Origin of the sequence: Sheuella amnicola, from assembly GCF_010499255.1 — a bacterium.
Lineage (GTDB): Bacteria > Pseudomonadota > Gammaproteobacteria > Burkholderiales > Burkholderiaceae_B > Zwartia > Zwartia amnicola.
The window spans coordinates 77855-91363 of the sequence record NZ_JAAGRN010000007.1 but is presented as its reverse complement, the minus strand read 5'-3'; the positions used below and the strand labels follow the sequence as shown (position 1 = coordinate 91363).

The 13509-nt window shown below is 52.5% G+C and carries 13 protein-coding genes; 10 read left to right on the top strand and 3 right to left on the bottom strand.

What is annotated here, in order from left to right; translation table 11 throughout:
* Nucleotides 1–9: 9 nt before the first annotated feature.
* Nucleotides 10–1125, bottom strand: coding sequence for an acyl-CoA dehydrogenase family protein (locus G3I67_RS11220; protein WP_163655372.1), 1116 nt, complete (start codon nucleotides 1123–1125; stop codon nucleotides 10–12).
* A gap of 21 nt (nucleotides 1126–1146) precedes the next feature.
* Nucleotides 1147–2334, bottom strand: a complete 1188-nt coding sequence (locus G3I67_RS11215; RefSeq protein ID WP_163655370.1) for an acyl-CoA dehydrogenase family protein — start codon at nucleotides 2332–2334, stop codon at nucleotides 1147–1149.
* Between the two features lie 199 nt (nucleotides 2335–2533).
* Between G3I67_RS11215 and G3I67_RS11210 the strand changes: the two genes are divergently transcribed.
* From G3I67_RS11210 to G3I67_RS11185, 6 genes are all read left to right on the top strand, one after another.
* Nucleotides 2534–3502, top strand: a complete 969-nt coding sequence (locus G3I67_RS11210) for a Bug family tripartite tricarboxylate transporter substrate binding protein (protein WP_203583625.1) — start codon at nucleotides 2534–2536, stop codon at nucleotides 3500–3502.
* A gap of 2 nt (nucleotides 3503–3504) precedes the next feature.
* Nucleotides 3505–4176 (top strand): 3-oxoacid CoA-transferase subunit A, encoded by a 672-nt coding sequence (locus G3I67_RS11205; RefSeq protein ID WP_163655368.1) that lies wholly within the window; start codon nucleotides 3505–3507, stop codon nucleotides 4174–4176.
* Entirely contained in the window at nucleotides 4173–4883 is a 711-nt protein-coding gene (locus G3I67_RS11200; protein ID WP_163655366.1) for a 3-oxoacid CoA-transferase subunit B, read from the top strand. The genes G3I67_RS11205 and G3I67_RS11200 overlap by 4 nt, the downstream gene beginning before the upstream one ends.
* Nucleotides 4884–4902: 19 nt before the next feature.
* A complete protein-coding gene (locus G3I67_RS11195; protein WP_163655364.1) occupies nucleotides 4903–5877 on the top strand; it encodes a tripartite tricarboxylate transporter substrate binding protein in 975 nt (324 codons plus the stop codon).
* Between the two features lie 57 nt (nucleotides 5878–5934).
* The gene (locus G3I67_RS11190) at nucleotides 5935–6924 is read left to right on the top strand and encodes a Bug family tripartite tricarboxylate transporter substrate binding protein (protein ID WP_163655362.1); all 990 of its coding nucleotides are present in this window, start codon (nucleotides 5935–5937) and stop codon (nucleotides 6922–6924) included.
* 76 nt (nucleotides 6925–7000) lie between these two features.
* A complete protein-coding gene (locus tag G3I67_RS11185; RefSeq protein ID WP_203583624.1) occupies nucleotides 7001–7981 on the top strand; it encodes an NAD(P)H-dependent flavin oxidoreductase in 981 nt (326 codons plus the stop codon).
* 42 nt (nucleotides 7982–8023) lie between these two features.
* On the opposite strand, the gene G3I67_RS11180 is transcribed toward G3I67_RS11185, so the two are convergent.
* A complete protein-coding gene (locus tag G3I67_RS11180; RefSeq protein WP_163655360.1) occupies nucleotides 8024–9007 on the bottom strand; it encodes a Bug family tripartite tricarboxylate transporter substrate binding protein in 984 nt (327 codons plus the stop codon).
* A 272-nt stretch (nucleotides 9008–9279) separates the two neighbouring features.
* Between G3I67_RS11180 and G3I67_RS11175 the strand changes: the two genes are divergently transcribed.
* The 4 genes from G3I67_RS11175 to G3I67_RS11160 all read left to right on the top strand — a co-directional run bounded on the left by G3I67_RS11175 (nucleotide 9280) and on the right by G3I67_RS11160 (nucleotide 13483).
* A complete protein-coding gene (locus G3I67_RS11175; protein WP_163655358.1) occupies nucleotides 9280–10194 on the top strand; it encodes an SDR family NAD(P)-dependent oxidoreductase in 915 nt (304 codons plus the stop codon).
* 2 nt (nucleotides 10195–10196) lie between these two features.
* Nucleotides 10197–11054: a MaoC/PaaZ C-terminal domain-containing protein gene (locus tag G3I67_RS11170; protein WP_163655356.1), complete on the top strand. Its 858-nt coding sequence runs from the start codon at nucleotides 10197–10199 to the stop codon at nucleotides 11052–11054.
* Nucleotides 11051–12256, top strand: coding sequence for a CaiB/BaiF CoA transferase family protein (locus G3I67_RS11165; protein ID WP_163655354.1), 1206 nt, complete (start codon nucleotides 11051–11053; stop codon nucleotides 12254–12256). Before G3I67_RS11170 ends, G3I67_RS11165 begins: the two co-directional genes overlap by 4 nt.
* A gap of 108 nt (nucleotides 12257–12364) precedes the next feature.
* Nucleotides 12365–13483 (top strand): ABC transporter substrate-binding protein, encoded by a 1119-nt coding sequence (locus tag G3I67_RS11160; RefSeq protein WP_163655352.1) that lies wholly within the window; start codon nucleotides 12365–12367, stop codon nucleotides 13481–13483.
* Nucleotides 13484–13509 lie beyond the last annotated feature (26 nt).

Sequence of the window (13509 nt, the reverse complement as noted above, 5' to 3'; positions counted from 1 at the left end):
AAACAACAATTAGTGACCCAAGTCCTGCATCCGTTGCAAGTGATAATTCGTATCACCCAGCAACTGATCGGCAAACGACAAGCGCTTGAAGTAGTCTCCGACATCAAGCTCATCGGTCATACCCATACCGCCATGCAATTGCACTGCGGATTCGCCCACAAATCGCCCGGCAGCGGCAACTTCGACTTTTGCCATGGATACAAGCCTGCTGCGTTTTGCTGCGTCTTTTTCATCCAGACCCGCCACGGCAACATAAGTTGAGGATAGCGCCATTTCCGCATGCGTCAGCATATCCGCCAACCTGTGTTGCAGCACCTGGAAATTGGCAAGCGGTTGCCCGAACTGCTTGCGTGTTTTCAAATATTGGATCGTGATATCGGTCAAGGCCTGCATGGCTCCACACGCTTGTGCGCACAGAGCGGTAATGCCAAAATCCAATGTTTGAGTCAGCAATGCGAGCGCTTCTTCACCCTTGGCTATCAGATGCTCGCTGCTCAAGGAAACGCTTTCGAAACCGACTGTCGAAGCACGTGCGCCATCGAAAGTGGGATAGTCGGAAATCGACAATCCTTTCGAATCGGAAGGGACTAAAAATAAAGCGATTTCACCGTCAAGCACTGCGGAAACAATCAAAGCCTGGGAACATGCAGCATGCCATACAAGCACTTTGCGGCCATCAATCGAAAATCCTTTTTCTGTAGCCGTAGCCCGGGTGCAAAGTGGTCGCAAAGCATAACGTTCACCTTCCTCTTGCCAGGCAACAGACAGAATCGCTTCACCCTCAGCAAGAGCGCCAAGCCACTGCGACTTGAGCGTTTCATTATGACTATTTGCCAAAAGCGTGGTGCCCATCACAGCGCTCGAAATAGCAGGCTCACTCACCAATCCGCGGCCAAGCTCATAATGAACGACCAGCATCGTGGCGGGCGACTCGCCAAAACCGCCAAAATCCTGAGGAACCATTAAGCCTGCCACCCCTAGTTCGACAAGACTGTTCCACGCCGATTGGTCCATCACACCTGCGCGCTGCCTTTCGCGACGCTTGGCATAGGTCCAGTTGTCGGTCACCAAACGGCGCAAACTGTCCGTCAGCATCCGTTGTTCTTCTGAATATGCAAAATCCATGATTATTCCCGTTTGCGCCGATTAAACGCCGATGATCTGTTTAGCGATGATGCCCTTCTGCACTTCGTTGGTGCCACCATAAATAGCGGTCTTACGCATATCGAAGTAACCTGCCGACGCTGCGGCAGAGTATTCAGGCCCGGGTCCATGAAAATCCGAATCCGCATACAACCATTCGGGAGCGTAGGGCCATGAGTCGGCACCAGCCACCTGCATTTGCAAACGAGCCAGTTCCATTTGCAACTCGGAACCGCGGATTTTCAAAATTGACGCTTTGGGGCCAGGATCCGAGCTATCGGACGCCACGCGCAACAACATCATCTCCAGCGCCAGCACCTGCGCTTCAATCCGGTTGATACTGTCGCGCACACGAGAATCCAGACTAAGCGATTCACCACTTGCCATCGTGCGTTCAGCCAAGGACTTCAATATGGCAAGTTCGCGATGGCAGTGTCCAATGCCGGCAATACCGGTTCGTTCGTGACCCAGCAGATACTTGGCGTAGGTCCAACCCTGATTCTCTTCCCCGATCAGATTTTCAATGGGGGCTTCGACGTTCTCGAGCCAGACCTCGTTGACGTCGTGACTACCGTTCAGTGTCTTGATCGGACGCACTGTGACGCCCGGTTGCTTCATATCGATGAGCACCATCGATATGCCTCGTTGCGCTTTTGCCGTTGGGTCTGTTCGCACGAGACAAAACATCCAGTCCGCGTAGTGCGCAAGTGTGGTCCAGGTTTTCTGGCCATTGATGATGTAACGATCTCCAACTCGCTCAGCTTTGGTCTTGAGTGAAGCAAGATCCGAGCCTGATCCGGGCTCTGAATATCCCTGACACCACCAGTCCTTCATCTGGATGATACGTGGCAGGTAGTGATCTTTTTGTTTCTGATTGCCGTATTTCATCAAAACGGGGCCGATCATGCTCAAGCCAAACGGCAACAGTCGCGGTGCGCCAGCCTTGAACGACTCAATCTCGAAAATCAGTCGTTGCATGGGATTCCAACCGGTACCGCCATATTCTTTTGGCCAGGCGGGTGCACCCCATCCCCGTTCTGCCAGAAGCAGATGCCAGCGAACATAATCTTCGCGTACGAGATGGTGATGGGCAAATGCCTTCGCTTTTAAATCGGCAGGCAATTTCGACTTCAAAAAATCTTGCACTTCCTCGCGAAATGCACGCTCTTCAGTTGTCCAGGTCAGATCCATGGCTTTTCTCCTAGTATCGCAATGTTAACGCTGTCGACTATCCGCCGTTTCTCGCATTTTGAAACCCTGCATTCCGCACAGACAAAACCATGGTTCGGGCAATCAAAAGGGTAGAGAAGGGTAAACCCCAAACCGAAGAATGATTACCCCCCTTACAATCGACGTCATTGACTTTAAAAATCCTATTCGGGGACGAATCATGAAAAAAATTCTTTGCAGCACACTGCTTGCCATGACCACGGCAGTAACAAGCACGGCAACAATGGCGGCATGGCCAGACAAACCTATTACGGTGATCGTACCGGCCGCCCCCGGTGGTACGACCGATATTGCGGCGCGGTTCCTTAGCGACAAAATCGGGGCCGAACTCGGAACAACACTCATTATTGAAAACAAAGCAGGTGCGGCCGGCATCATCGGTACGCAGGCACTGACACGCGCCGCGCCTGACGGCTATACGATCGCCATGGGCAATATCGGTCCAAACGCAATCAACTACAGCTTGTATAAAAAGTTGCCCTACAAGCCAACCGATTTCGCACCCATCACATTGGTGATTTCGGTACCGAATATTCTGGTCGTTAATGGCGCATCACCCTACAAGAGTGTGAAAGAGCTAGTGGATGCGATCAAAAAAGATCCAAAAGGAAATTTCGCCTTCGGATCATCCGGAGCCGGCCAATCCCCCCACCTGTCTGGCGAAATGTTCATGCAGCGCGCGGGTATCAGCGTGCCTCACATCCCCTACAAGGGTGCGGGTCCTGCCGTGACTGCATTGCTTGGACAACAATTCACTTTCATGATCGACAATTTGCCTAGCTCGATGCCATTCATCAAGTCTGGACAGTTGCGCGCATTGGCCATTACCGGAAACACCCGCTCGCCTGAACTACCCGATGTGCCCACCATGGCCGAAGCAGGTATTCAGAACATGGTCGTGACAGCCTGGTTCGGATTTATCGCCCCCGCCGGCACACCACCTGAAATCATCCAGAAAATTCAGCAAGCCACCAAAAAAGTACTTGCCACACCTGAAGTGCAAAAACGCTTTGCCGAAATGGGCGGCACTCCCGGCGGAAACACGCCTGCAGAATTTGCAGCCATGATCGACAAAGAGCGCGAAAGCTGGAAACAGACGGTAGAAGCCGCAAAGCTTTCGATGGAGTAATCATGCTGAACAAGATTTCCGCATCCCTGGAAGACGCAGTCGCTCCTATTCAGGACGGTGCAGTACTGCTCGTCAGCGGATTTGGCGAAGCCGGTATTCCGTTCGAATTGATGAGCGCCATCATGGACAAGGGGTTACGTGAACTGACAATCGTCAGCAACAACGCCGGAACGCAAGAAACTGGTATCGCCGGCCTGATCAAGGCCGGTCGAGTTCGCAAGATCGTATGTTCGCATCCACGCCCTCCGAAATCGGATGTTTTCGCAAATGCCTACCGAGCCGGACAGCTCGAACTGGAATGCATGCCTCAGGGCACGCTTGCAGAACGGCTCCGTGCTGCCGGTGCGGGTCTTGGACCTTTTTTCACTCCAACCGGTTACGGCACACTCGTCGCCGAGGGTAAAGAGCAACGCGTGATTGATGGCAAAGGCTACATCCTCGAACAACCCCTGCATGGTGACTTTGCACTTGTGCGCGCTCACTTGGGCGATCGGTGGGGCAATCTGACTTACCGCTGGGCTGCGCGCAATTTCGGCCCCGTCATGTGCATGGCATCCAAACACTCGATCGCTCAAGTCAATCGCATTGTCCCCTTAGGTGAACTTGCTCCGGAACACGTCATGACACCCGGCATCTTTGTTAAATCCGTCGTAGCAATCGGAGGCGAGCGATGAGCAACACGCATACCGGCTCCTTCACGCCATTAACACGCGCGGACATCGCCTATCTTGTCGCGCACGATATTCCCGACGGATCCTACGTCAATCTGGGCATCGGCATGCCGACTCAAGTTGGCGACTTTCTTCCCGAAGACCGTGAAATTATTTTGCACAGCGAAAACGGTATTCTCGGCATGGGAGTAGCCGCAACCGGGGATCAAATCGATCTGGATCTGATTAACGCGAGTCGCACGCCAATCACGCTTCTACCGGGTGCATCCATCACGGAACACACGGTATCCTTCGCCATGATGCGCGGTGGCCATCTCGACTACTCGATACTGGGTGGTTTCCAGGTCGCCAGTAACGGAGATCTGGCCAACTGGATCACGTCCGGACCTGATGCGATTGCCGCAATCGGTGGAGCAATGGATTTGGCGATCGGCGCTCGCAATGTCATCGTGATGATGGAACATGTCGCCAAGGATGGCACGCCCAAGCTGCTGAACGCATGCACATATCCATTGACGGGGGCCGGCGTGGTGAATCACGTGTACACCGATCTGGCCATCATCGACGTGACAAACGAGGGTTTTGTTATTCGCGCCATTGTTGACGGTCTGACTGTCGAAGCGCTTCAGGCTCGCACCGAAGCCCCCCTGAAAGCATCACCTCATCTCGCCCGGATCCGTCGCGATTCGAATGGCAATCCCATCTATTAATTATCCGAAGGAGTTTCGCATGCAGGATTCAAAACGATTCAATCGCATTCGCCGCGCCCTGTGCATAGCCGCCCTGATGGTATCAGGCTCAACCTATGCGCAATCGGACGCCCAACCCCTCACGCTGATCATCCCCTACCCTCCCGGCGGAAGTGCCGATATGCTGGCACGACCCATGCTGCCTGAACTGCAAAAGAAACTGGGACGCACCGTTGTCTTGGATTACAAGGCGGGAGCAGGTGGCACGATCGCAACCTCCGCTCTGGCCAAAGCTAAACCTGATGGCAATACTATTTTGATGGTGCTTGCCGCTCATGCCATCAACAACTCGCTTTACCCTTCCCTTCCCTACAACACGCGCAAAGACTTTGCACCTGTATCGCTTGTCGCCACACTCCCCCTCGTAGTTGCCGCCCCTTTGGCAACGCCTGCAAATAACATGCAGGAACTGATCGCCTATGCAAAAGCCAATCCCGACAAGCTCACATATGCTTCCGCGGGAAACGGCAACACAAGCCATTTGGCGGTGGAAATGTTCAAAGCCGAAACAGGCACGAAGATGCTGCACATTCCATACAAAGGCAGCGGTCCCGCGGTTGTCGCCATGCTTGGCAACGAAGTGTCTTTCATGTTCGACAGCATCTCAACGTCGTACCAACAAATCAAGAATGGCAAGCTGAAAGCGTTGGCAGTCAGTGGCGCCAAGCGGTCACCTTTGCTCCCCAATGTCCCGACCATCTCTGAAACCGTTCCCGGCTTTGTTGTTGATGGCTGGTATGGCATTTTGGCTCCTGCAGGCACACCACCGGCAGCGATCGAAAAACTCAACAAAGCACTGATCGAAGCCGCCAACGATCCCAAGGTCAAGGCACAACTTAACGACAGTGGCTATGAAATCGTCGGATCAACTCCAGAGTTTTTCGGCAAACATATCGAATCCGAACTCACCCGCTGGGAAAAGGCAGTGAAAGATTCCGGGGCCAAAATCCAGTAATACGGACACCATTTCAATTCATTCAATTTTTTGTCGCAATCAATCGGAACGCCAATCATGAAACGTCGTCAACTCTTAGGTACTCTCGCCCTGTCCTGCTCAGCATTGCTTGGAGTATTTGCCAACGCATCCGTTCAGGCACAGACGAATTGGCCGGAACGGCCTATCAAGCTGTTGGTGGGCTACGCTGCCGGCGGTCCGGTTGACGTGACTGCACGAGTATTCGCAAAATACCTAGGCGAACAACTCAAGCAAAACGTCGTAGTCGAGAACCGGGGAGGCGCAAGCGGAATGATTGCCGCCGATGCCACGGCCAAAGCGACGCCGGACGGATACACACTGAACTTTATCGCCAGCCCGAGCATGACCATCGCACCGGTTGTTCAACGCAGCAAATTGTTCGATCCACGTAAAGACTTCACATTGATCGGCCCGGTGGTGAATTACGCCAATATCTTATTGATTGGCCCGCAAATCAAGGCAAACTCAGTCAAGGAATTGATTGATTACGCTAAAGCCAATCCGGATAAAGTCGCATTCGGCTCGGCTGGCGTGGGCGCATCCAATCACTTATCCGCAGAGTTGCTCAGACAGTCGGCTGATGTGCAGATGTTGCATGTGCCCTATAAAGGCAACTCCCCTGCCATGATGGATGTCGTCAGCGGCAAAATCACTTTTATGTTTGACATTGTCGGTACCGGCAAAGTGTTCGTCGATAATGGGCAGGCGCGTGGCTTGGCAGTGACGTCCAAGACACGAAACCCAAGCATGCCAAACGTTCCAACCATGATCGAGGCAGGCATTGCGGACTATGAAGTGATCGGCTGGTTTGCTCTTGTCGGCCCTAAAGGAATGCCGGACAACGTGACGGAAAAATTGATTAGCGGCCTGAATGAGGTTCGAAAAAACCCCGACTTCCGCAAAGCCGTCGAGGAGGCTGGCTACACAGTGGAAATGGCCGACAAAACGCAGCTTCTGGATCGAATCAACAATGAATTGATTCTATGGCAAAACGTTGTCACGAAAGGCAATATCCAGAACAACTAAAAATCGAATCCTTTAATTTTTCATAACCTGTCAAGCAATTCCGTTTATCTATTCATTCGGTCACAAAGGCATCACGATGGCGACAACTCCTGTCATGCAAAAACTGCTTTCGCAAACGCGTATACCCATTATCGGTTCACCACTATTTCTGGTGTCGGGAATCGATCTTGTCGTAGCGCAATGCACTGCAGGCATCATTGGCACATTCCCGAGCTTGAATGCCAGACCGCAGGAGGAATTGCCAAAATGGATTGAAGAAATCAAGTCACGCCTGGCAGCCTACAAAGCCGAACATCCCAACGAAATTGTTTCCCCTTTCGGTGTCAACTTGATTGTTCACCCATCGAATCCGCGATGGGAGGGCGATCTGGAAATTTGCGCGCAGCATCAAGTGCCGCTTTACATCACATCCCTGCATGCGCCCAATAAGGTTGTCGAACGGGTTCACCCTTATGGCGGCATCGTCTTGCATGATGTGACCAATGCTAAACATGCCCGCAAAGCGATCGATGCAGGTGTGGATGGTCTGATTCTGGTTTCGAACGGCGCGGGCGGACATGCCGGAACAATCAATCCAATAGCGCTCATCAACGAAATCAAAAGCTTCTACGATGGCCCGATTATTTTGTCCGGCTGTATGTCCCGTGGAAAGGATGTGTTGGCCGCGCAAGCACTGGGATGCGATTTCGCATACTTGGGCACCCGATTCATCCCGACCAAGGAGTCTTCCGCGCAAGCTGCTTATCAGCAAATGATCATCGACGCTGACTCGACCGACATCATTTACTCGCCATTCTTTACCGGCGTGCCGGGCAACTATCTCAAACCAAGTATCGTTGCCGCCGGAATCGATCCGGAAGTAGTGAGAGAAGCCAAAACCGGCGGATCAAACGGTGGTGCGGTCAACTTGAACAAAGACGCGCGCCCCAAGACCTGGAAGGATATTTGGGGCGCGGGTCAAGGCGTTGGTTCGATTCAAAAAATTCAGACTGTGCGCGAAGTCATCGATGAGATGATTGAAGAATATCAGGCAACTCGCAAGCGCCTACTCGGCTAAGCAGACTGGTGGCGCAGAGCTGTCTGCGCCACCTAAATTAATTTAGTCGACAGTAATTTTCGCGGTTCTAATGATATCGCCCCACTTTTTGATTTCATTATTCAAAAACGCGCGAAATTCTTCAGGCGTGCCTGGCATGGGCTCTGCGCCGGCTGCCATAAGCGATTCAATCGTTTTCGGATCTTTCAATACTTTGACCATGTCGGCATTCAGGCGCTTGACGATAGCATCAGGCGTTCCGGCCGGAGCCACAACACCAGTCCAGGAATAAGCCTCGTAATCAGGCAGTCCGGCTGATGCGATCGTCGGGACTCCCGGAAAGAATGCCGATGGAGTTGGATTGCCTACGCCCAAGGCGCGAATTTTGCCTGCCTTGATGAAGGGCAAGGCAGAAGGGCCATCGGCGAACATAACCTGCACCTGACCGCCGACCAGATCCTGCATCGCGGGTGCACTTCCTTTGTAGGGAATATGCTGCATCGTTGTCTTAGCCTGGCTATTGAACAGCTCGCCCGCAAGGTGGGTGCCGCCGCCCGTACCAGAGGAGCTATACGCTAATTTATTCGGGTTCGCCTTCGCATAAGCGATCAACTCGGCAACGGTATTAACCGGCAGCGAAGGATTCACGACCAACACGATCGGAAAACGCGCCGTCAATCCAACCGGTACAAAATCTTTTTGAATGTCGTAACTTAAATTATTTTTCAGGCTGGGCAAGACAGAATGATGAATCGCCGCAAAAAAGTAATGGTAGCCATCGGCGGGAGCTTTGACCGCAGCCTGAGCACCGACGATTCCACCCGCACCGGCTTTGTTATCGATCGGTGCCGTCACATTCCATAACTTGGATAACGGTTGAGTCGTTAAGCGTGCCGCCGTATCAACGGGACCGCCAGGAGGAAATGGCACGATGAAATTGACCGGTTTGTCCGGCCAAGCCTGCTGCGCATAGGCGGACGGCGCCACAGCTAGGCTAAAGGTAGCCAAGCCAAGTAAACAAGCAACACGGGACAGGTATTTTTTCAAGGCATTTCTCCAAAGCGAAATGTACTTCGCACACCGTCGAAGTCATTTGGAAATTTATTTTGATTAAGGGTTATCCCTTAAATGGCGATATGATCGTCAACTGAAACAACTTTGATAACGATAACCCATGCGCGCAAAGCGTCTGTTCCAACTATCCAAAGTCTCACATTTTAAAATCTGAATACCTGTTTAACCGGTTTCAATCTACTATCAAACCTTTGGCGAGATTTCTTGCCACGGGTATTTTCATCCAAAAATAAGGGAGATGTTTCATGAGCGGAATGTTGGCAGGTAAAGTTGCAATCGTCACCGGCGCAGGTGGTGGCATTGGACGTGGAATCGCCTTGGCCATGGCTGCAGCCGGCGCCAAAGTGGTTGTCAACGACATCGGCGCGAGCCTTACTGGCGAAAGCACCAGCGCAGGTCCCGCTCAGCAAGTGACTGAGGAAATCATTAAAGCCGGCGGCCAAGCGGTACCTTGCACGGATAGCGTTTCAACCTATGCTTCGGCTAACAGTATTGTTGAAACAGCTGTTAAAACCTTCGGCAAGATCGACATCGTGGTCAACAACGCAGGTAACCTTCGCGATCGCGTTTTCCACAAAATGAGCGAAGAAGAATGGCGTCAAGTGATTGATGTGCATCTGAACGGAACTTTTTTCGTCAGCCGTGCGGCAGCCAACTACTTCCGCGAACAGGAATCCGGCGCCTTCGTGCATATGACATCCACTTCCGGCCTGATCGGCAACTTCGGGCAAGCAAACTACTCGGCTGCCAAATTAGGCATCGCTGCGCTTTCCAAGTCGATTGCCCTGGACATGAATCGCTATAACGTGAGATCGAACTGTATCGCTCCTTTTGCATGGAGCCGCATGACTAGCTCGATTCCGGCCAATACCCCCGAAGAAAAGGCGCGTGTGGCAAAACTCCAAAAAATGGAAGCCGGAAAGATTGCCCCGATGGCCGTATTCCTTGCCAGCGACAAGGCAAAAGACGTCAATGCACAAATCTTTGGTGTGCGGGCCAACGAAATCATGTTGTTCAGCCAGCCACGTCCCGTTCGCTCCGTTCATATGAGCGAAGGCTGGACCGCCGAAGCAATTGCGGATATCGCCGCACCCGCCATGAAGCATCACTTCATGGCACTCGAGCGCTCACCCGATGCCATCGACTGGGATCCGATCTAATCATGGATTACAACAACATCAAAAACTGGAAGTTCCCTGAAGTCGATCAGACTTACACGGAAAACGACAGCATTTTGTATGCGCTGGGGATCGGTTTCGGCCAGGAACCGACCAACCCGGATCACCTGAAATTCGTTTATGAGCAGGATTTGCAGGCGTTTCCGACGATGGCGGTCGTGCTCGGCTACCCCGGCTTCTGGATGAAAGATCCAAAAGCCGGAATCAACTGGGTCAAACTGGTTCACGGCGAGCAGCGCATGACTATTCATCGTCAACTGCCCCCTTCCGGTCGCGTCATTGGTCGCTCCCGAATTTCTCATGTGATCGACAAAGGTGCCGACAAAGGCGCGCTGGTCATTACCGAAAGGACTTTGCACGACGGGGATGGCAATCTGCTGATCACGATTGCGCAAACAACTTTCTGTCGCGGTGATGGTGGACTGACACAAAGCGACGAAAGTCCGATTCAGCTTGAAGCCACACCGGATCGCGCACCTGATATGACCTGCGCGTTACCCACATTGCCTCAGGCGGCATTGATATATCGTCTTTGTGCGGATAACAATCCACTTCATGCCGATCCGGCAGTTGCGGAAAAGGCGGGCTATCCTCGTCCGATTCTGCACGGATTGTGCACCTATGGTGTTGCCGCGCGAGCCATCGTTCAGGCGGCATGCGGTAACGACACATCACGACTATTGTCGATGAACACTCGCTTTTCGTCGCCGGTCTTTCCAGGTGAAACCATAGTTTGCGAAATTTGGCGCGATGGTGACGAAGCGGTTCGCTTTCGCGCAAAAGTCGCTGAAAGAGATATTGTCGTGCTTTCGCACGGCTACGCAGGAATCAAAAAAGCATGACTCAAGCACGACAAGCACCATTGACAGGCATTCGCATTCTCGATTTATCGCGAGTGCTTGCCGGTCCCTGGTGTACTCAAAATCTGGCGGATCTTGGAGCAGACGTCATCAAAGTCGAGCGCCCAAAATATGGCGATGACACTCGCGCCTGGGGTCCGCCCTTTTTGAAAGATGAAGAAGGTCATGACACGACCGAGGCCGCCTATTACCTGAGCGCGAATCGAAACAAGCGTTCGATCGAAGTCGACATCGCCAGTCCTGAAGGAATCAAACTGATCAAGGACCTGGCTAAATACTGCGATATTCTTGTCGAGAACTTCAAAGTGGGCGGCCTGCAACAATACGGTCTGGACTATGGCAGCCTGAAAGATGAATGCCCGCATTTGATTTACTGTTCGATTACCGGTTTTGGTCAAACCGGTCCTTTCGCCGAGCGTCCGGGCTATGACTTTATGATTCAAGGTATGGGTGGCCTGATGAGCATCACCGGGGAGCGCGACGGCTTACCCGGCGCCGGCCCCCAAAAGGCAGGTGTGGCGGTTACCGATATCATCACCGGCATGTACGCTTCGCTGGCCATTATGGCCGCATTGCAAGAACGTCAAAAAAGCGGCCTAGGACAGCATCTCGACATCGCTCTTCTGGACAGCCATATCGCCATGCTCGCCAATCAACCGCTGAACTTCATGACATCGGGCGTGGCGCCAACGCGTGCGGGCAATGCGCACCAGAACGTCGTGCCTTATCAGGTTTTCAAAACATCAGATGGCTTCATGATCGTCGCAGTGGGCAATGACTCCCAGTTCAGGTCTTACTGCCAGGCTATCGGAAAACCGGAGCTTGGAACCGATCCTAAGTTCGCGACGAATAGCCAGCGCATCATCAACCGCGACGAACTCATTCCCATGCTCGAAAAAATCATGGCAACCGGAGAACGTGACGCATGGATCGCTAAATTCGAATCCGCTGGAGTGCCCTGCGGCCCTATTCAGACAATTGATCAGGTCTTTTCTCACCCTCAGGTTATCCACCGCGGCATTTGGCAAAACATTCCACATCCACTAGGTGGAACCACCCCGACTACGGCCAGTCCGATGCGTTTTTCAGCCACACCGGTTGAATATCGTCGCGCACCGCCCACGCTTGGTCAGCATACGGAAGAAATTTTGCAAGAACTTGCCAACCATAAGAAAAAACAATAGCTAAACAGTGTTAGGATAAGCACCCAAGTAAGCGTTCCCGAACGCATGTTCACTCTTAAGCCGCAGCCTAATAAGCGGTATTTTGAAAATATTCAACGGAGACTTTCAATGAAGAAAATCATTGCGGCCATCACCCTGGCTCAAGCTGCTTTTGTCATGCCCGCGTTTGCGGCTGACTATACGATCGGCGCAGCGTTCCCCATGAGCGGACCCAATGCCGAATATGGCGAGGTGTTCGGATCAGCAGCCAATATGGCAGCCGACCATATCAACGCCGACAAAAAACTTTCGGGCAAACTGACTGTGGTCTATGAAGACAGCCAGGGCCTCCCCGCACAGGGCGTGATTGCAGCAAACAAACTGATCAACGTCAGCAAAGTCCCTTATGCACTGTCTGCATTTACAGGCGTCTCCAAAGCGGTTGCTCCGATCGGTGCACGCACTAAAACCGTCATGGTCAACGGCGGTGGCGTTGGTCCAGACCTCGCCTCTTTGGGCGATTACTTCTGGAACGTCATTCCATTGGTCGACTTTGAAGTGCGCGCCATCACTCCTTACCTGGTCAAAGAAAAGGGTCTGAAGAAAATCGCCCTGATCTATGTTGATGATCCCCTGGGTCAGTCTGTCGTTTCGGAATTGGGCAAAGAGCTCAAGGCTAATGGCGGAGAGCTGGTTGGCTCATTTTCAATCCCGACCACGCAGCAGCAGTTTTCTGGAGTAGCCGCCCGCGTGCGCGACACCAAGCCTGATGCCGTCTACTTTGCCACCTACGGCAACCAGCAGGTTCAACTGGTCAAGCAATTGCGTGACAACGGAATTAGCCAACCACTCGTAAGCTATTCAGCGGCTAGCCTGCCTTCCATGATGGCGCTGCCCGAAGCAAAGGGTCTGATCTTCACGGGTCAACAAATGGAATGGAATAAAGACGATGCCAAGGCAATGCGTCTGTATAACGATTACAAGGCTAAATACAACAAAGAGCCTGGTGCGTATGTTGTGAACTATTACAACTCCGTACTGCTGTTTGCTGAATTGGCTGCAGCCCTTGAAAAGGCGGGCAAACCGGTTACCGGCGAAAACCTGTTGGCACAGCGTAAAGCAACTGCAACCTTCCCGTTTGTTGGCGCAACCGTTTCATTCGCTCCCAACGGCACGATTCAATCTCCGATTCAAATCAATGAGATTGTCGGCGAAGGCAACTCCAAGGTCTTGAAAGTTATCAAGTAACCGCGTTCGCGCTGCCTAAAAAGAGA